Raw genomic sequence first — 17,944 nt, 5'->3', positions numbered from 1 at the left:
ATAAAGATATAGGGTAGTTTATGCTATCCTATATTTTTGTATTATAATATATATTTAATAGTTATAGATAGATAAATGGAGGAAGGTATGTATTCATTTTTTTCTAACTTAAAAAGATGTGTAGAAGAAATAACAGAGTATTCTTCTACAGATAGCTATATAGCACAGTACATTTTACATAACCATGAAATAATACCTAACATGACTATATTTGATATTGCAAAAGCATGTAACACCTCACCTTCTACAATAACAAGGTTTTGCAAAAGGGTTAATAATTCAAGCTTTAAGGAGTTAAAAGAGGATGTTATTGTTTATAATGAGTTTCTTCAGGATGAGATAAGCAATAGAAGTGTTAAAAGTGGTAAAGAAAATAGGAATAGTAACTCTATATTGAATGGGTATTTTAATGCACTTAATAAGTCATTTGTAGAAACAAAAGAACTTATTGATGAAAAGAAGCTGATTAAAGCTGTTCACTGGATTGAAGAAGCTAAGGGGATTTATGTCTTTGGTAGCTCTTTTTCTAATATTGTTGCTAAAAATTTCAGCGAAAAATTTACAAGGTTAAATAAGACTGCTTATTCGTTTCCAACTTTAAAAAGCCAGATACTTGCAATAGAAAGTATGAGTGAGGATGATATTGCAGTAATTATATCATTTTCTGGAACAACACGACATATTAAGCAAATAAATAAACTTTTAAAAGAAAAGAATATAAAGATAATTTGGATTACATCACAAAATGAAATTAAGAATTCCTTTAGAGAAATTAGATTATTAGTAAGTACTTTAAAAATGGAGGAGTTTCAAACATCAATTATTCAAGATCATGCACTAAATAGCATTGTAGATATATTATATATTTATTGTGTATACCTATATACTAGTTGATACAACTTGGCGTTTTCTAGCTTTTTTATAAAGTGTGGTAAAATATAAGAATAATAGAAAAGGGTTTGTATAAGGGTGGAAATAGTTACATATGAACATAAAGCACATTATTATGAAACAGATCAAATGGGAATAGTTCATCATAGCAATTATATTAGATTTTTGCAGTTTCTTTTTTTTTGTGTGGGGTTTGTATGAAAAATAGTTAAGATTATTTCATATATATTAATGAGGGGGTAATATGTATGAAATTGTATAAGGTAATAGTAAGAGAGATTCATTCTGATGTATGTAAAGAGAATGGTACTGAAGAGGTAATGGCAGAACTAACAAGCATTTATAATAAGATGGTATATTATGAATAATAAGAGTGTGATTGTATTTAGTTCTGATATAAGATGTATAAACTATAAGATGCCTGAAAGAGCAAAGGATTTAGATAAAACTACTGTTAAGAAGATTACTAATGCAATAAATTATGGTAAAACAGATAGTAGAGGACTTATTTGGATAAATTGTTCAACTATTCATACTGTATTAAGAGTAAGAAGAAAGGTAGATGCAAGACATTTATTAGAAACAATTGATTCAAAATATAAAACAACCTATGAAGGGGCAGAATATGTATTGTGGTCAAGCCTTATATCTATAGTTGAAAGAAGAAGGGAAGAAAATCCTAAAAACAGATATTTATCATTAGTTATGGAGATATTAAACGAAATAAATGAAAGTGATGATATACAGTTGTTGAGGTTAAGACCCCAAAATTTAATTGAGAAAAGGGTTAAACAAGTGGGAGATAGACGTGAAAAGTTCTGTTAGAAAGTAATGAGAATATAAAAAATATGAATAAAATATGAATATATTATTTTTTTGAAGAAACTAATATTAAGTTTGATTTTAGTTTCTTTTTATTTTTGAATTAAAAAAAATTAACTTCATATACTAAAGGTTATAAAAAAGTATAAAAGTTGGGAGAGGTGATTGATTAGTGTATACTAATTAATCAATATGTGGTATACAGACAAGTATTATTTGGTAAATAACATCTATATGTGCTACTTAAAATTATTAAAGAATTATAAATTTATTAAAAGAAGTGGGCATTTGTCGGAAAAAGTGTATTAATGTTATTAATTAGTTAAATAATAATTATAAAATGTTAAAATAACAGATATAATCTTGTAAAAGTATGATGAATTTAGTATATTATGAGTAGAACTGTTACAAATCGGTAACAAGTTTTTATGATATTTTACAAGCATACTAGGAAGACTTAAAGAAAACTAAAAATTACTAGAGGTGAAACATGATACAGATTGAAAATCTAAAAAAAGTTTATAACAACGGTTATGAAGCTTTAAAAAGCATTAATCTCGAAATTAACGACGGTGAACTTATTTGTTTATTAGGACCAAGTGGTTGTGGGAAGACTACAATCCTTAATTTATTAGCTGGATTATTAGATCCAACAGATGGAGATATCAAGTTTGACAAGGAATCAGTTATTGATAAGCATCCTAAGGATAGAAATATAGGCTTAGTATTCCAAAACTATGCATTATATCCACATATGACTGTCTTAGAAAATGTTATGTTCCCTCTTACAGTTGGAAATAAAAAGATGCCTAAAAAAGAGGCTGAGGAAATAGCAAGAAAATATATGAAGGTAACAAGTATAGAAGAGCTTGCTAATAAAAAACCAGGGGAAATGTCTGGTGGACAACAACAAAGAGTTGCAATTACAAGAGCACTAGTTCAAAATCCTAAGATTCTTTTACTAGATGAACCATTAAGTAATTTAGATGCAAGATTAAGATTAAAGATTAGAGAAGAAATTAGAAGACTTGTAAAGGAAATTGGTATAACAACTGTATTCGTTACACATGACCAAGAAGAAGCTTTATCAATAAGTGACAGAATAGTGTTAATGAATGAAGGTATAGTACAACAATTTGATGTTCCTCAAAATCTTTACCTAGAACCATCAAATCTTTTTGTTGCAAAGTTTATGGGTAACCCAATTATAAACATCTTCGAAATGGAGAAGGAAGGGAATGCCCTTAAAGCAAAAGATTTTACAATTGATTTAAGTTTACTAAATAAAGATAGATTCAAGGGTGAATTAAATGAAAGTAAGTACTTTGTAGGGATTAGACCAGAGTACTTTGAATTAAGTGAAAATCCATTATTTAAGGCTAAGGTTGAATCAATAGAATTAATAGGAAAAGATTGTATAGTAAATTTCAATGCTAATGGTATACATGCTAAGTCAATTACTGATATTACTCGTAATGTATCAGAAGGAGACGAGTTAGGATTTGAAATTGACTACAATAGTATATACATATTCCAAGAGAATGGAGTTAGAGTGTATTAAAATGAGAAAGTTAAAGTATAGAGCGGAGAATTCACCACAGGCATGGTTTTTCTTACTTCCTGCCTTAATAATAATAGGAGTATTTAGCGTATTCCCATTAATTAGAACATTTATAATGGCCTTTCAAAAAGGTACATTAAATAGCTTAGAGTTTAATGGATTTAAGAACTTTGAAGTAGTATTATCAGATCCAAAATTCCATACAGCAATAGGTAATACATCTCTTTATGCCTTTGTTGTTGTACCTGTTGGATTAATTATTTCAATGTTTATTGCAGTTACAATATATGAAAAGATTAAGCGTAAAGATGTGTTTGAAACAATTTTCTTTATACCTTACTTAACAAGTATTATAGCAGTTGGTATTGTATTTAGATTTTTATTAAATGGAGAGTATGGATTTGTTAACTATATATTAGGATTATTTAATGTAGGACCATTTAATTTCTTAGATGATCCATCTATGAGTATGATTACGTTAATTATATTTGGTATATGGTCAGGACTTGCATTTAATATAATAATACTTCTTTCAGGTTTAAGAAATATTGATGATAGTTATTACAAGGTTGCAGATATGTTTGGAGCAACTAAGAGACAACAATTTTTCAGAATAACTTTACCTCAAATGATACCAATTATTACATTCTTATTAATGGTTAACTTCATTAATGCATTTAAGGTATATGCACAGGTATTCTCTATATTCAACGGAAAAGCAGGTATAGCAGATAGTGCAACTACAGCAGTATTCTATATCTTTAATAAGTTCTATGTAGAAAATAGATATGGTCAAGGTATGGCAGCAGCAGTTATCTTATTTATACTAATTCTATTGTTTACATTAATTCAAAATCGTATATTAAAAAGAATATCTAAGTAGGTGAAGAGATGAAAAAGTTTAATTCAGTTTTGTCAAAAACATTCATTCTTATAATGGCATTAATTACGTTATTTCCTTTTGTATATATGATTCTAGCAAGTTTCATGACATATCAAGAGGCAACAAGTATACCGCCAACATTGATTCCTGAAAAGTTCAACTGGAGCAATTTTTCAGAAGCAATGAAGCAAGCACCATTTGTTAGATATTTCTTTAATACAATTTTAGTTTCAGGAATATCAACAATAGGTACAGTTTTAACTTCAGTTTTAGCAGCTTTTGCTTTAGTAAAGTTAGAATTTAGATTTAAGAATCTTTTAGTTTTAGTTATGGCAGCATTATTAATGGTTCCATATGAAGTTACAGTATTTACAAATTATCAAACAATTGCACAATTTGGATTATTAAATACATACACAGCTTTAATAGTTCCATCACTTGCAAGTGTCTTTTATATATTCTATCTAAAAGAGTATTTAACTAGTATTCCAATATCTTATTATAAGGCAGCAAAGGTAGATGGATGTGGAGATTTAGAGTTCATAAGAAGAATTTTAGTTCCATTAGGTAAGCCAGCTTTATTCACAATGGGAATATTAAGCTTCATTAATGGGTGGAATTCATTCCTATGGCCAATACTAGTTACAAATAGTAAGGAAATGAGATTATTAAGTAACGGATTAAGTGCATTTGCTACTGAAAGTGGTACAAATGTTCAATTACAAATGGCTGCTTCAACTATAGCTATAGTTCCAATACTAATTTTATATTTAGTATTTAGAAAGCAGATAATTAGAGGAGTTGTTAAGAGTGGCGTTAAAGGATAAGAAAACTAAGATTACTTTCCACAATGGTATTTTAACTATAGGTGGAACAATTATAGAAATTGCATATGAAGATAGTCATATCTTCTTTGACTTTGGTAGTGAATATAACCCAAAGGCACCAGTGCAACCAACAGACTTACAAGGATTATTAGATGAAGGATTAGTTCCTTATTTAAACAATATGTATGACCCAAGAATTCCTTTAAAGGGATATGAATCAAAGGAAGATAGTTTTAAGAATACAGCGGTATTCCTATCACATGTTCACTTAGACCATTCAAAGATAGTTAACTATTTAAATCCTTCAATTCCTTTATATACATTAGAAGGAACAAAGTCTTTATTAAACACTTTAAATATTAAGGATGATTTCTTATTCCCACTTCATGTTAAAGAAGGAAAGAATACAAGAGACATAATTGGTGTTAAGGAAAATGAAGTAATAAAAGTTGGAGAAATTGAAGTAAAGGTAATGCCTGTTGACCATGATGCTTATGGAGCTTGTGGCTTACTTATAAAAACTCCTGATTTAGTTATATCTTACACTGGTGATATTAGATTACATGGATATAGAGAAAATGATACATTAAACTTCTGTAAGGAAAGCGAAGGCTGTGATGTTCTTTTAATTGAAGGTGTTTCAGTATCATTCCAAGAGTTTGATGAAGATGTAAGTGATAAAGAAATATCTAATGAACCAGAATTATTAGATAAGATTAATGAAATTGTTAAGAACAATCCAGATAAACAAATAACTTTTAATTATTATATTTCTAATATTGAAAGAATTAAAAAGATAATAGAAACTAATCCAAGAAAGGTTGTTTTAGATGCTTATTATTCTTATGTAGTTAAAGAAGCAACAGGATATCAATCATATTACTATCAATTAGATGATAAAGATTATGGATTAGATGCAGCTTATAAAATTGATTTTGAGACCCTTTTAAATGACCAAGGTGATTTCTTCTGGCAATTAGATACTCTTGCCTTAGAACATATAGATAAACTTAAGGAAGGTGGAATTTATATTCACTCGAATGCTGTTCCATTAGGTGATTTTGATCCAGCTTATGAAAAGTTCATAGACAATCTTGAATCACACAAAATTGAATTTGTCAGAACTTCTTGTAGTGGTCATGCTCATCCAAATGACTTGATTAAGATAATTAACTTAATTAAGCCTAAGCTTTTAGTGCCTATACATTCATATCGTCCAGAGAAACTTTATAATGAAAATGGCGATAGACTATTACCAGAGAAAAAACAAACAATATAACTATGCGGAGGGAAGAGCATGAAATTTAAAAGATTATTAGCTTTAGGTCTAGTATTTATGTCTGCTGCTATGGTTGGATGTGGATCAAAAGGAAATGACACATCAAGCGCAGATATCGTAACTGAAATTAAAGAGCCAGTAGAAATTACTTTCTGGCATGCCATGAATGGAGATTTAGAAAAATCTCTTACAAGCTTAACTGAAAAGTTTATGGCAGAAAATCCAAACATAAAGGTAACTTTACAAAACCAATCAAGCTATAAGGATTTACAACAAAAGATAACAGCAACAGTTGCAAGTCCTAAGGATTTACCAACAATGACTCAAGCATATCCTGACTGGATGTTCAATCCAATAAAGGATAACTTAGTTACAGATTTAACTCCATATATTGAAAATGAAACTTTAAAGTTTGATAACTATGAAGATATATTACCAAGTTTCAGAGAAGCAGCTAAAATAGATGGAAAGATCTATGGAATGCCTTTCAACAAGTCTACAGAAGTTTTATGGTACAACAAGACTTTACTTGATGAACTAGGATTAAAGGCTCCAACTACTTATGACGAATTAGTTCAAGTTGCTAAGACTATAAAAGAAAAGAAGGGTATAGCTGGTGCTGGATTTGATTCATTAAACACTTACTATACAACTTTCTTAAAGACTGAAGGAAAAACTTTCGATTCAAGCTTTGATGTAACAAGTGAAGCATCAGCTAAGGCTCTTAACTACTACTTAGAAGGAGTTAAGGAAGGTTACTTCAGAATTGCAGGAACAGACAACTATTTATCAGGACCATTTGGTAATGGAACTGTAGCTATGTACGTTGGTTCAAATGCTGGTGAAAACTTTGTTAAACAAGGTGTTGGTGATAAGTTTGAAGTAGCAGCTGCTCCATACCCAACAAGTGCTTCATTACAACAAGGAACAGATTTATATGTGTTCTCAAGTGCTACAGCTGAACAAAAGACTGCAGCATACATGTTCTTAAAGTTCTTAACAACTAAAGAAAACCAAATTACTTGGGCTTCTGAAACTGGATACATGCCAGTAAGACAAAGTGCTATTGATTCAGAAGAGTACAAAAAGTCAGGAAGCTTAATAGCTCCAATACTTTCAGATGCAACTAAGAATCTTTACACTAATCCAGTTGTTTCAGGTGCAGATGCTGCATACCGTGAAGCAGGTACAGTAATGGAAACTGTATTAGCTAATCCAAGCAATGCAGATGTAACTAAGACATTAGAAGGATTTAAGACTACTTTAAAATCAATCTGGGAATAGAATAATTTAGGGCTGTATCAATAGAGATACAGCCCTTTTGTAAATAGGAGGTTTTTATGAAGATTGCTATATATCAAACAAGCGATTTACATGGATTTGTTTATCCAACTAATTATGTAACAGAAAAGCAATTAGGAATACTTAAAATAGGAAGCTATATATTAAAGGATAAGAAAAATTATGATGCTTCATTAACTATAGATTGCGGAGATTTAGTTCAAGGTTCTTCTCTAACTCATTATTTATCAAAGAAGAATCCTGAGGTGAATCCTATAGTTCAATGTTTAGAAAAAATAGGTTATGATGCCTATGTACTTGGTAATCATGAATTTAACTATGGATTAGATTATTTAACTAAAGCTTATACTCCTATTTCAGAAAAAGTTATTAATGCTAATATTGAAGGGTTAGCATTTAAGTCAAAACCATATAAAATATTTGATTTTAATGGATTTAAAATAGGATGTATAGGTCTTACAACCTCATTTATACCAAACTGGGAGCAAGAAAAAAACATTAAGGGAATTAAATTCTTAAATCCTGTTGAGGTATATGGAAAATATGAAAAAGAGCTAAAAGAAAAAGCAGATTATATTATTGTTTGTTATCATGGCGGATTTGAAAAAAGTTTAGATGAAAATATGACTCCTACTGAGAAGTTAAATAAAGAAAACCAAGGAAGTGAGTTATTAGAAACTTATGATTCTATAAATATGATTTTAAGTGGACATCAACATAGATCCTTCGCTACTAAAATCAAAGGGGTAGTTTGTACTCAACCTTTAAATAATGGTCAAAACTTTACTAAGATAATTTTTGATACAGAAACAAAAGAAGCTACTTTTGAATTAGTGGATGTTAGTAAGTTAACTGATGATATTAATTCAGATTTAGAAAGTCTTTTTACAGAGGTAGAAGGAGAACTTCAAGAGTACTTAGATAAGGAAATTGGAGAGTTTGATAAGGACATTTTAATGGATGATATATTTGAAGGAAGATTAAAAGGGCATCCTTTTATAAACTTCTTACATCAAGTACAGTTAGAAGAATCAGGTGCTGATTTCTCTGTTTTATCACTATTTGATACTGCCATTGGATTTAAAAAAAATGTTTCCATTAGAGATGTACTAATTAACTATCCTTACCCTAACACAATGATGGTTCTTAAGGTAAGAGGAGATAAGTTTAAGGAAGCAATGGAAAAGAGCGCTACTTACTTTGTTGTTAATGATGGTAAGGTAGAAGTAAATGAAGAGTTCTTAGTTCCAAAGGTGCAAAATTATAACTATGATACTTTTGGGGGAATAACTTATGAAATAGATTTATCAAGGGATTTCTATGATAGAGTTGTTTCTATAAAGAAAGATGGTAAAGAAATAGAGTTAGATAAATATTATACAGTGGTTATGAATAACTATCGTGCAACTAATACTTCAATTTACCCATCTTATGAAGGTGCAGAAGTAGTAAAGGAAATTACAAAAGAGATGAGTGAACTTATAATAGATTACTTTGAAAAGCATCATACTGTAAAAGCAATAGAGGAAAGTAACTACATAATCAAATAATGGATATATTTACATAGAATGCAAAGTGTGTTATTATATTAACAGAGTGATCAAGGTATCACGAAGGGGGACACCACCAAGGGTGTCATTCCTTCGTGATACCTTTTTTTAGTTTAAAAAAAGGAGGGATAAGATGATTAAGGTAAATGGTGAACTTATTAATGGATATGAAGGTAAGACCTTAAGTGAATTCCTATGTAATGAGGGATATGAAATTACTAGAATTGCTGTTGAATTAAATGGACAAATAGCAAGAAAAAAAGATTATCAAAGTATTATTTTAAAAGAAAATGATACCTTAGAAGTTGTAACCTTTGTAGGAGGGGGCTAAAGATGAAAATAGTATTAAATGGACAAGCTATAGATACTAATTGTAAAACTCTTTATGAACTAAAAAGAGAGTATTATGGAATTAAGGATAATATAGTAACAATAATTGAAGGCTTTGCTACAAATGATGATGTAGAATTACATGAAAATAGTGAAGTAACATTTATTGAAAAGGGAAAGCTTCCTTCAAAAGAAGTTTTTGAACATATGCTTTGTGCAAGACATACTCCAAATGTTCATGAAAAAGTAAAGATAGCTAGGGTAGCAGTTGCAGGACTTGGTGGTTTAGGGTCTAATATAGCAATAAGTTTAGCTAGAACTGGAGTTGGAACCTTACATTTAATTGATTTTGATATAGTTGAACCCAGCAATTTAAATAGGCAGCAGTATAAAATATCGCATTTGGGAATGTTTAAAACAGAGGCTTTAAAGAAGGAAATATCAGAAATAAATCCTTTTGTGGAAGTAATAGTAGATAGTGTTAAGGTAATAGAAGAAAACTTAGAAAGTCTTTTTAAAGATGATGATATAGTATGTGAGGCCTTTGATAATCCAGAAGGAAAAGCTTTGTTAGTCAATGGTGTTTTACAATATTTCCCAGGAAAAAAGGTTGTTGCATCCTCTGGTATGGCTGGATTTGAAAGTAGTAACACAATAAAAACAAGAAAAATAACCAATGATTTTTATCTTTGTGGAGATGGAGAAACATCAGCAAGGATTGGTAGAGGCTTAATGGCACCACGCGTAAGTATATGTGCTGGCCATCAGGCTAATATGATTTTAAGATTAATTTTAGAGGAAAAGGATGTGTAGGTTAAATGGAAAATAGAGATGATAAATTAATTATAGGTGGACATGAGTTTAATTCAAGGTTTATTTTAGGTTCAGGTAAATACTCTCTTGATTTAATTAAAGCAGCTGTTGAAAATGCTGGAGCAGAAATAATAACTCTTGCCTTAAGACGTGTTAATGATGGTGGAAAAGATAATATTTTAGATTACATTCCTAAGGGAGTAACTTTATTACCTAATACATCTGGTGCAAGAAATGCTGAAGAAGCAGTAAGAATAGCAAGGCTTGCAAGGGAGCTAGGTTGTGGAGATTTTGTAAAGATTGAAGTTATAAGAGATAGTAGATACCTGCTTCCAGATAATTATGAAACAATAAAGGCTACAGAGATCTTAGCTAAAGAAGGCTTTGTAGTTATGCCTTACATGTATCCAGATTTAAATGTAGCAAGGGATTTAATGAATGCTGGAGCTTCAGCAATAATGCCGCTTGCAGCACCAATTGGGTCAAACAAGGGATTATGTACAAAGGAATTTATTAAAATTTTAGTAGAAGAAATAGATTTACCTATAATAGTTGATGCAGGAATAGGTTCACCTTCTCAAGCTTGTGAGGCTATGGAATTAGGGGTAGATGCAATTATGGCTAATACTGCAATAGCAACCTCAGGCAATATACCATTAATGGCACAAAGTTTTAAGAAAGCAATTGAAGCAGGACGTGAAGCATATATAGCTGGTCTTGGGCGTGTTTTACATAATGGTGCTTCTGCCTCATCTCCATTAACAGGATTTTTAGAAAAGTAGGAGGGGATTAACATGATAGAAAGAACAAATCATATGGAATATACCCCTGGAATGGAAATAATAGAACATGATATTTTTAATAAGGTAATATCTGAAATGAATTCTTATGACTATAATTCTTATACTGAAGGGGATGTAAAAAGAGCTTTAAATAAGGATAGCATTAATTTAGATGATTTTAAGGCATTGCTATCTCCAGCTGCCTTTCCATTTTTAGAGGAAATGGCAAGAAAAGCACAAATAGAAACAAAGAAGCACTTTGGAAATTCAATATATATGTTTACTCCTCTTTATATATCTAATTATTGTGAGAACTATTGTATTTATTGTGGCTTCAACTGTTACAATAAGATTCACCGTGCTAAGTTAAATGCAGAAGAAATAGAAAATGAAATGAAAATAATTGCAGATACAGGACTTGAAGAAATCCTAATTTTAACTGGTGAAAGTCCAAGAATGTCTGATGTTAAATATATAGGAGAGGCTTGTAAAATAGCACGTAAGTACTTTAAGGTAATAGGACTTGAGGTTTATCCAATGAACTCTGAGGATTATGCTTATCTTCATGAATGTGGTGCAGATTTTGTTACTGTATTCCAAGAAACTTATAATTCTGATAAATATGAAACCTTACATTTAGAAGGTCATAAGAGAATATTCCCTTATAGATTCAATGCGCAAGAACGTGCAATAATGGGTGGAATAAGGGGAGTTGGTTTTGCAGCACTTTTAGGGCTAGATGATTTTAGAAAGGATGCCTTTGCAACAGGAATGCATGCATATATGCTTCAAAGAAAGTATCCTCATGCTGAAATTGCTTTTTCATGTCCAAGGTTACGTCCAATAATTAATAACCATAAAATTAACCCTAAGGATGTACATGAGCCTCAATTATTACAAATAATAACTGCCTATAGATTGCTTATTCCTTCAGCAAATATAACAATTTCAAGTAGGGAATGTGCAAGGTTTAGAGATAATATTATAGATATTGCAGCAACTAAGATTTCTGCTGGGGTTGATGTTGGAATTGGAGGTCACACAGGAGAAAATAAGGGTGATGAACAATTTGAAATATCAGATGGACGTACTGTAGATGAGGTTTATAATGCAATAGTTGAAAAAGGTCTACAGCCTGTAATGAGTGATTATTTATATGTTTAAGATAATTGCTGTTACTAATAGGAAGTTATGTCATATTGATTTTTTGGAACAAATTGAAGCTTTGGCAAAATCAGAGGTGGATTCAATTATTTTAAGGGAAAAGGATCTTAGTGAAGATGAGTATTATGTTTTAGCTAAGAATGTACTTAGAATATGTGAAAAGTACAATAAAGAGTGTGTTCTTCATAATTTTGTAGGCGTAGCTAAAAGGTTAAATTATAACAAGATTCATCTATCCCTTCCAATATTAGAAAAACACCATAATGAAGTTAAGAATTTTGAAAAGGTAGGAGTATCTATTCATTCACTAGAGGAAGGGGAAAGAGCAGTAACCCTTGGAGCAACTTATATTACAGCAGGTCATATATTTCAAACAGACTGCAAAAAGGACTTAGAACCAATGGGACTAGCCTTTTTAGAGAATATCTGTAGAGGCGTTGATGTACCTGTTTATGCCATAGGTGGAATTTCAAAATATAATATAAATTTAGTTAAGGAAACAGGTGTTAATGGTGCTTGCTTAATGTCATTCTTTATGCAAAGTAATGATTTTATATCAGATATTAGCGTTTTAAAAATATAAAATAGTAAGAAACAAGGTTAGGTATATAACCTTGTTTTTTATTTATCTTTTTAATTGTAACTAAATAGTTATATTTAAAGTTATTAATGTGATTATATTGAGATAATTAAAATCTATAATTAAAAGTGGAGGAGGGGAATAATAAAAAATGATAATAAAAACTAATTAAATAAAGATTAGGGGGAAGATTTATGAGAAAATTATTAATTTCAGCAGCTCTTACTCTTACAATGATTGGTGGAGTTACAGCTAGTTCCGCTACTATTTTAAAAGGGAAAAATGAAAGTATTAACAAAAAAGTAGAAGATAAAATAAGTACAATGACATTAGAAGAGAAAGTAGGACAAATGATGTTCTACGGAGTTAATGGGACGAATGTAGATGATAAAGTAGTAAATTTATTTGAAGATCAACATGCAGGAGGCATTATTTTATATGGTCATAGAAACTTTTGGGGAAGTAGTTTAGATAATAATGTTAAGTATGTAAATTCAATTAAAAAAGCTAACAGACAAAATAGTGATATACCTTTATTTATTGGGTTTGATGAAGAAGGAGGAAGTATGTCACAATTGCCTCAGGAGTTAATGAGAACACCTTCTAAAGGAGAGTTAGGAAATACAAATGATTCAAGTTTAGCAACTGGAATAGGAGCTGGTACTGCTAAAAAATTAAAGCTATTAGGAATAAATACGGATTTTGGTACTGTTTTAGATATTAATACTAATAAAAATAATCCAATTATAGGGGTAAGATCTTATGGCTCAACAAAGGAAAAGGTAACAGAGTTTGGTATTAATGAACTAAAAGCAATACAAAATGAAGGGGTAATCCCAACAGTAAAACATTTTCCGGGACATGGAGATACGGAGGTGGATTCTCATTTAGGGCTACCATCATTGAATCATGATTTAAATAGATTAAAAAGTACAGAACTTGTTCCTTTTCAAACTGCCATAAATAATGGAGTAGACATGGTAATGACAGCACATATTATGCTTCCACAAATTGATAAAGAGTACCCAGCAACTATGTCTAAAAAGATACTAACAGACTTGTTACGTGATGAAATGGGTTATAAAGGAGTTATTATTACTGATGATCTTGAAATGCAAGCTATAAGTAAGAACTGGGATTTAGGAGAAGCTGCAATAAAATCAGTTGAGGCAGGTGCAGATATTTTATTAGTTTGCCATACAATAGAAAATCAACAAAAAGTATATAATGCTGTAGTTCAAGGAGTTAATGATGGAAAGATTGATGAAAATAGGATAGATGAAAGTGTTAGAAGAATTTTAAGATTAAAATATCAATATAAACTTTCTGACAAGGCAAATAATCCTACTCAAGATGATATAAATAATGTAAATGGCTTCATATATGAAAGCATACAAAAGTATAATTCTAAAGTAGTTGAAGCAATGTATAAATAGATAAAAAAATCCATGGCTAAATAGTCATGGATTTTAAATTTAAACAGTGATGATTTCGTTTACAAAAAGTGTTATGATATAAGTAGGCAATGAATTATGCTTTAAGAAAGAGGGGATGTTATGAGATATCAAGATTATAAAGAAAAAGTATTAAATCACTTAGAAGAGTACAAGTTAAACTCCTTAGGTTGTGTAAAAGATGGGCTTTATCAAAATAAGGAATATGGACACATATTACCAAGTGGATTTAGGCCATTGAATTTTCTTTTAGGAGTTAATCAACCTAAAGATATACATTATCACATGCATTCACACCACTTAAATTCATCTCAAATTATGTGTATAAACTTTTTTGAGCCAATAATGAAAGATAATTTACTAATTGATATTTTAAAAGATACTTTAAAGATTAATATTCCAGATCACACAAAGATAATATTTTCAAAATTTGAATATGGAGCTCCAAAAGGAAAGGATGGGACAACCTTTGATTTCTTTATAGAGCTTATAACTGGAGAAAAAATATATTTTGAAGTTAAGTATACTGAGCAAGGCTTTGGAAAAATTAGCAAAAGTAAAGAAACTAATAAGCTACCTGAAAAATATGAACACAAATTTACTGATGTTTATATGAAGCAGTTAGGGGAAAGCATGCATTTAAAAGAATTAGTTAATGATAAGGACAAGTTCTATTCAAGTTATCAACTGTATAGAAATATTTCATATATAAAAGGGGATAAAGATTATGTGGTTTTCTTATATCCATATGATAATGAGAATTTAGCCCAAGAAATGAATGAGGTGAAGGATTTAAAAAATGTCTATTCATTAGATTGGAAGGAGCTTTCAACAAAAGCATTAGAGCATACTAAAAACACTCACAAGTATAGAGTATATAAAGAGTTTTATGATAAATATATGGATATATAAAGGGACTAACACATATAAAACAACATGAAATATGTTGTTGTTTAAAGATCATAAAGCTAATAAAAGGTTGAAGTTTTCTTCAACCTTTTATTTTTAGAAAATAAACATAGAATTTTAGTTTAAGTTTAGTGTTAAATTATTAATTAAATCTTGACCAGATTTTATTTGAATTGTATTTTTATCTAACCACTGAATATCCTTATCTATATTAATTTTATATGACGACACAAAATAAGCTTTTGGTATAGGCTTTTTAAAAAAATGAAAATGTTTTTCAAAAAAGCTATACTGAAATTTACCATTAAATGATGAAGTTTCTGTTACAATTAGTGAATAATTTAACTTATCATTTTGTACAATGTAATTATATGTAGGATTATTCAGAGCTACAGAACAAAGAATCGTTAATATTATTAACATAACACCAACTTTGGTAAAGGTTTTATTATTTATTAGTTTTAAGAATATTAGGAATATAGTTGAATTAATAAATAAGTAATAAAAAGAGTTTATAAAGTAATATTGATATTTATAAGCAATAAGTTCACAAATTAAAATTATAAATAATATTATATATGCAATTTTCTTTTTCAAATAATTATTCCCCTTTCGCTAAATAAGTTGTTTTTTACAATATATACATTATATTATATTGAGAGGGGAGTAGATTTTTGTTTTGATGAGATCAATAAGGAAAACAAATATCTACTCCATTTAATTACTCATAATGTTTTTTTAAATAATTTAATTCTTCTTTGGAATTTATCCATATTTCAGTGTAACCACATTCACAGCAAATATAATAATAAGGATTTAATAATTTAGGCATAATACCCTTTTGCATTTGAACTGGGGGAGCCTTTATTACTTTAATTTCGTCTGAGTTACATTTTAAACATTTCATTTAAGGGAACCTCCACTCTTCGTTATAATTCTATTATAAATGATTTATGGATTATAATTCCATATGGATGTATTGTTTTAAATATATAAATACATAAAGAAACAAATATATAAATATAAAAACATATAAATATGCAGTAAAGAAGTTTTCTTTGAGATTGAGCTTGCTATGAAAAAGGAAAATATAAAATTCTCATAAGTTACAATTCAGAGTTACGATGATATTTTGAAATAAAAAAATTATAAAGCCAAAGATAATAATTTTATAATTTCATTACCTTAAGTAGGAAGGGAATAGATATTTATTTTTCTGTGACTTGGAGCCAGCTATGAACAAGGAAAATAAATATCAATGAACCATACAAAACAAACATATACATAAACTATAAGAATAATTTAAAGGAGAAAAGTTTTATGTATTCCCTTGGAGATCAATTTATATCAATAGAAGATTTTAAAGAACCAGAGAGAATAAGAGAGTTAATAAATAAATGCAATAATATATATTTAATAGTTGATTATGAACCAAAGTATGTATTAGTACCAATTGAAGAAACAAAAGAAACTAAAGTAAGGTATGTAGCAGAGGGGAAGGAAGAGAAAAAAATAGGAAAATATATTAAAGAAACTTTATTTGATCTTATAGAAAAAGAATTAATACCTTTTGAAGAAGTAGAAAGGCTAGAGGAGGAAAAATATTCTAAGAAGGCCCTAAATTCTAATTATCCTGTATTAAAAGAAATAAGTAATGATGCAAGTGAAGAAGAAATTGATAAGGCGAAGAGAGATGAAAGAGGATATGGTAGATACTACAAGACTCCAATAAAAGCTTATGGAAGAACTTATCTTTTAGTTTCTCAATGGGTGGAGAACCAACATAGAAAGTATTTTAGTAAATGGATAGAGAACTTGAAAAAATAAACCCTTCAGTATGTTGGAGAAGGATATTTATTTTGGTGTGACTTGGAGCTTGCGACGGAACGAGAAAAATAAATATCTATGGACTATGCGACGGAACGAGAAAAATGAATATCTATGCACCTTGCGAAAGCTAAGTAAAAATGCTATTCTCAAAGTAGTGAACAAGAGAAAAAAGTAGGAGTGGGACCATGAACTTTGAGGAGAGAGTTTTATTAAATGAGTTGAGATTAACAGATACAGATGACCAAGTGGTGGATTATATACGAGAAGATTATAGTAGATTTGTAAATCAGTCTGTCCAGAAAGTAGCTGAGGATTTATTTACTGTACCCAATACTATAGTAAGATTATCTAAGAAACTAGGTTATAAAGGCTTTTCAGATTTAAAGTTTTCATTACGTGCAGAACTTGAAGGAAAGACTGGTGAATTAAAAGGAGAGACATTTAAAAATCTAGAATTGATTCCTGATACAATTAAAAAAACCTTAGATATTTTAGATAATAAAATAATTGATAAATTAGTAAGCCAAATAAAAGAAGCTAAAAATGTATACTTCGTAGGAATAGGAGATTCAATATATTTTTGTGAGATGTTTGCAAAGAATATAAGATGCATTGGAATAAAAGCTGAGTATTTTAATCATAGACACGATATGATGTATGCAGCAGAAAATTGTGATGATAAGGATTTGTTTATTGCTATAAGTGTAAGTGGTGAAAGCAAACAGATATTAGATGTGTGCAAAATTGCAAAAGAAAGAAATGCAAGTATAGTTAGTATGACTCATTTTAATAAGAATTCACTTATGGATATTGCTGATATAAATATTTTCTTTTGGGCACCTAGAGTTGAGATACATAAATATAATGCTCCAGATAGAATAGGAATAATGCTTATTATAAGGATCATAAATGAAGCTTTATGGAAAGATTATAATTGTGTATAAATACACAATGTATTAAATAAAAA

General features: G+C 29.5%; 19 protein-coding genes. 17 read left to right on the top strand and 2 right to left on the bottom strand.

The window, feature by feature from the left end; translation table 11 throughout:
• Positions 1 to 87 precede the first annotated feature (87 nt).
• From G594_RS0107300 to G594_RS0107225, 15 genes are all read left to right on the top strand, one after another.
• Positions 88 to 894, top strand: a complete 807-nt coding sequence (locus G594_RS0107300) for a MurR/RpiR family transcriptional regulator (RefSeq protein ID WP_027097984.1) — start codon at positions 88 to 90, stop codon at positions 892 to 894.
• Positions 895 to 1,251: 357 nt separating this feature from the next.
• A complete protein-coding gene (locus G594_RS0107290) occupies positions 1,252 to 1,716 on the top strand; it encodes a hypothetical protein (protein WP_027097983.1) in 465 nt (154 codons plus the stop codon).
• Positions 1,717 to 2,203: 487 nt separating this feature from the next.
• Positions 2,204 to 3,274 carry an ABC transporter ATP-binding protein gene (locus G594_RS0107285; RefSeq protein WP_027097982.1) on the top strand — a complete coding sequence of 357 codons (1,071 nt, stop codon included), beginning with the start codon at positions 2,204 to 2,206 and terminating at the stop codon, positions 3,272 to 3,274.
• Between the two features lies 1 nt (position 3,275).
• The gene (locus G594_RS0107280) at positions 3,276 to 4,157 is read left to right on the top strand and encodes a carbohydrate ABC transporter permease (protein ID WP_027097981.1); all 882 of its coding nucleotides are present in this window, start codon (positions 3,276 to 3,278) and stop codon (positions 4,155 to 4,157) included.
• Between the two features lie 8 nt (positions 4,158 to 4,165).
• Complete coding sequence (locus tag G594_RS0107275; protein ID WP_027097980.1) at positions 4,166 to 4,984, top strand: carbohydrate ABC transporter permease; 819 nt, start codon at positions 4,166 to 4,168, stop codon at positions 4,982 to 4,984.
• On the top strand, positions 4,968 to 6,263 hold the full coding sequence (locus tag G594_RS0107270; RefSeq protein WP_027097979.1) for an MBL fold metallo-hydrolase: 1,296 nt from the start codon (positions 4,968 to 4,970) through the stop codon (positions 6,261 to 6,263). Before G594_RS0107275 ends, G594_RS0107270 begins: the two co-directional genes overlap by 17 nt.
• A gap of 18 nt (positions 6,264 to 6,281) precedes the next feature.
• Entirely contained in the window at positions 6,282 to 7,547 is a 1,266-nt protein-coding gene (locus G594_RS0107265; protein ID WP_027097978.1) for an ABC transporter substrate-binding protein, read from the top strand.
• Between the two features lie 56 nt (positions 7,548 to 7,603).
• Positions 7,604 to 9,115: a bifunctional metallophosphatase/5'-nucleotidase gene (locus G594_RS0107260; RefSeq protein WP_027097977.1), complete on the top strand. Its 1,512-nt coding sequence runs from the start codon at positions 7,604 to 7,606 to the stop codon at positions 9,113 to 9,115.
• A 133-nt stretch (positions 9,116 to 9,248) separates the two neighbouring features.
• Positions 9,249 to 9,446, top strand: a complete 198-nt coding sequence (thiS, locus tag G594_RS0107255; protein WP_027097976.1) for a sulfur carrier protein ThiS — start codon at positions 9,249 to 9,251, stop codon at positions 9,444 to 9,446.
• Between the two features lie 2 nt (positions 9,447 to 9,448).
• Entirely contained in the window at positions 9,449 to 10,258 is an 810-nt protein-coding gene (gene thiF / locus G594_RS0107250; protein WP_027097975.1) for a thiamine biosynthesis protein ThiF, read from the top strand.
• Positions 10,259 to 10,263: 5 nt separating this feature from the next.
• Positions 10,264 to 11,040: a thiazole synthase gene (locus G594_RS0107245; RefSeq protein ID WP_027097974.1), complete on the top strand. Its 777-nt coding sequence runs from the start codon at positions 10,264 to 10,266 to the stop codon at positions 11,038 to 11,040.
• A gap of 12 nt (positions 11,041 to 11,052) precedes the next feature.
• Positions 11,053 to 12,204, top strand: coding sequence for a 2-iminoacetate synthase ThiH (thiH, locus tag G594_RS0107240; protein WP_027097973.1), 1,152 nt, complete (start codon positions 11,053 to 11,055; stop codon positions 12,202 to 12,204).
• Positions 12,197 to 12,787 (top strand): thiamine phosphate synthase, encoded by a 591-nt coding sequence (locus tag G594_RS18540; protein WP_051195933.1) that lies wholly within the window; start codon positions 12,197 to 12,199, stop codon positions 12,785 to 12,787. The genes thiH and G594_RS18540 overlap by 8 nt, the downstream gene beginning before the upstream one ends.
• 191 nt (positions 12,788 to 12,978) lie before the next feature.
• Positions 12,979 to 14,220: a glycoside hydrolase family 3 protein gene (locus G594_RS18535; RefSeq protein WP_051195932.1), complete on the top strand. Its 1,242-nt coding sequence runs from the start codon at positions 12,979 to 12,981 to the stop codon at positions 14,218 to 14,220.
• A 120-nt stretch (positions 14,221 to 14,340) separates the two neighbouring features.
• Positions 14,341 to 15,150, top strand: a complete 810-nt coding sequence (locus G594_RS0107225) for a PGN_0703 family putative restriction endonuclease (protein ID WP_027097972.1) — start codon at positions 14,341 to 14,343, stop codon at positions 15,148 to 15,150.
• A 114-nt stretch (positions 15,151 to 15,264) separates the two neighbouring features.
• Here the strand turns inward: G594_RS0107225 and G594_RS0107220 are convergent, their stop codons facing one another.
• Together G594_RS0107220 and G594_RS0107215 are read right to left on the bottom strand one after the other, a co-directional pair.
• Positions 15,265 to 15,744 (bottom strand): hypothetical protein, encoded by a 480-nt coding sequence (locus tag G594_RS0107220; RefSeq protein WP_027097971.1) that lies wholly within the window; start codon positions 15,742 to 15,744, stop codon positions 15,265 to 15,267.
• A 124-nt stretch (positions 15,745 to 15,868) separates the two neighbouring features.
• Positions 15,869 to 16,054, bottom strand: a complete 186-nt coding sequence (locus G594_RS0107215; protein ID WP_027097970.1) for a hypothetical protein — start codon at positions 16,052 to 16,054, stop codon at positions 15,869 to 15,871.
• 413 nt (positions 16,055 to 16,467) lie between these two features.
• Between G594_RS0107215 and G594_RS0107210 the strand changes: the two genes are divergently transcribed.
• Both G594_RS0107210 and G594_RS0107205 read left to right on the top strand, forming a co-directional pair.
• Positions 16,468 to 16,974, top strand: coding sequence for a hypothetical protein (locus G594_RS0107210; RefSeq protein WP_027097969.1), 507 nt, complete (start codon positions 16,468 to 16,470; stop codon positions 16,972 to 16,974).
• A gap of 188 nt (positions 16,975 to 17,162) precedes the next feature.
• Positions 17,163 to 17,921: a MurR/RpiR family transcriptional regulator gene (locus G594_RS0107205; protein ID WP_027097968.1), complete on the top strand. Its 759-nt coding sequence runs from the start codon at positions 17,163 to 17,165 to the stop codon at positions 17,919 to 17,921.
• Positions 17,922 to 17,944: the final 23 nt, after the last annotated feature.

This window comes from Clostridium paraputrificum AGR2156, assembly GCF_000424025.1.
In the GTDB taxonomy this organism is placed as follows: domain Bacteria; phylum Bacillota; class Clostridia; order Clostridiales; family Clostridiaceae; genus Clostridium; species Clostridium paraputrificum.
The sequence above is the reverse complement of the archived record's forward strand: the minus strand, read 5'-3'. Positions and strand labels throughout refer to the sequence as shown.

What these genes read in the sequence shown, in the direction of transcription:
- G594_RS0107300 (WP_027097984.1), top strand. Translation starts at nt 88, where the DNA reads ATGTATTCATTTTTTTCTAACTTAAAAAGATGTGTAGAAGAAATAACA.
- G594_RS0107290 (WP_027097983.1), top strand. Translation starts at nt 1,252, where the DNA reads ATGAATAATAAGAGTGTGATTGTATTTAGTTCTGATATAAGATGTATA.
- G594_RS0107285 (WP_027097982.1), top strand. Translation starts at nt 2,204, where the DNA reads ATGATACAGATTGAAAATCTAAAAAAAGTTTATAACAACGGTTATGAA.
- G594_RS0107280 (WP_027097981.1), top strand. Translation starts at nt 3,276, where the DNA reads ATGAGAAAGTTAAAGTATAGAGCGGAGAATTCACCACAGGCATGGTTT.
- G594_RS0107275 (WP_027097980.1), top strand. Translation starts at nt 4,166, where the DNA reads ATGAAAAAGTTTAATTCAGTTTTGTCAAAAACATTCATTCTTATAATG.
- G594_RS0107265 (WP_027097978.1), top strand. Translation starts at nt 6,282, where the DNA reads ATGAAATTTAAAAGATTATTAGCTTTAGGTCTAGTATTTATGTCTGCT.
- G594_RS0107260 (WP_027097977.1), top strand. Translation starts at nt 7,604, where the DNA reads ATGAAGATTGCTATATATCAAACAAGCGATTTACATGGATTTGTTTAT.
- thiS (WP_027097976.1), top strand. Translation starts at nt 9,249, where the DNA reads ATGATTAAGGTAAATGGTGAACTTATTAATGGATATGAAGGTAAGACC.
- thiF (WP_027097975.1), top strand. Translation starts at nt 9,449, where the DNA reads ATGAAAATAGTATTAAATGGACAAGCTATAGATACTAATTGTAAAACT.
- G594_RS0107245 (WP_027097974.1), top strand. Translation starts at nt 10,264, where the DNA reads ATGGAAAATAGAGATGATAAATTAATTATAGGTGGACATGAGTTTAAT.
- thiH (WP_027097973.1), top strand. Translation starts at nt 11,053, where the DNA reads ATGATAGAAAGAACAAATCATATGGAATATACCCCTGGAATGGAAATA.
- G594_RS18540 (WP_051195933.1), top strand. Translation starts at nt 12,197, where the DNA reads ATGTTTAAGATAATTGCTGTTACTAATAGGAAGTTATGTCATATTGAT.
- G594_RS18535 (WP_051195932.1), top strand. Translation starts at nt 12,979, where the DNA reads ATGAGAAAATTATTAATTTCAGCAGCTCTTACTCTTACAATGATTGGT.
- G594_RS0107225 (WP_027097972.1), top strand. Translation starts at nt 14,341, where the DNA reads ATGAGATATCAAGATTATAAAGAAAAAGTATTAAATCACTTAGAAGAG.
- G594_RS0107215 (WP_027097970.1), bottom strand. Translation starts at nt 16,054, where the DNA reads ATGAAATGTTTAAAATGTAACTCAGACGAAATTAAAGTAATAAAGGCT.
- G594_RS0107210 (WP_027097969.1), top strand. Translation starts at nt 16,468, where the DNA reads ATGTATTCCCTTGGAGATCAATTTATATCAATAGAAGATTTTAAAGAA.
- G594_RS0107205 (WP_027097968.1), top strand. Translation starts at nt 17,163, where the DNA reads ATGAACTTTGAGGAGAGAGTTTTATTAAATGAGTTGAGATTAACAGAT.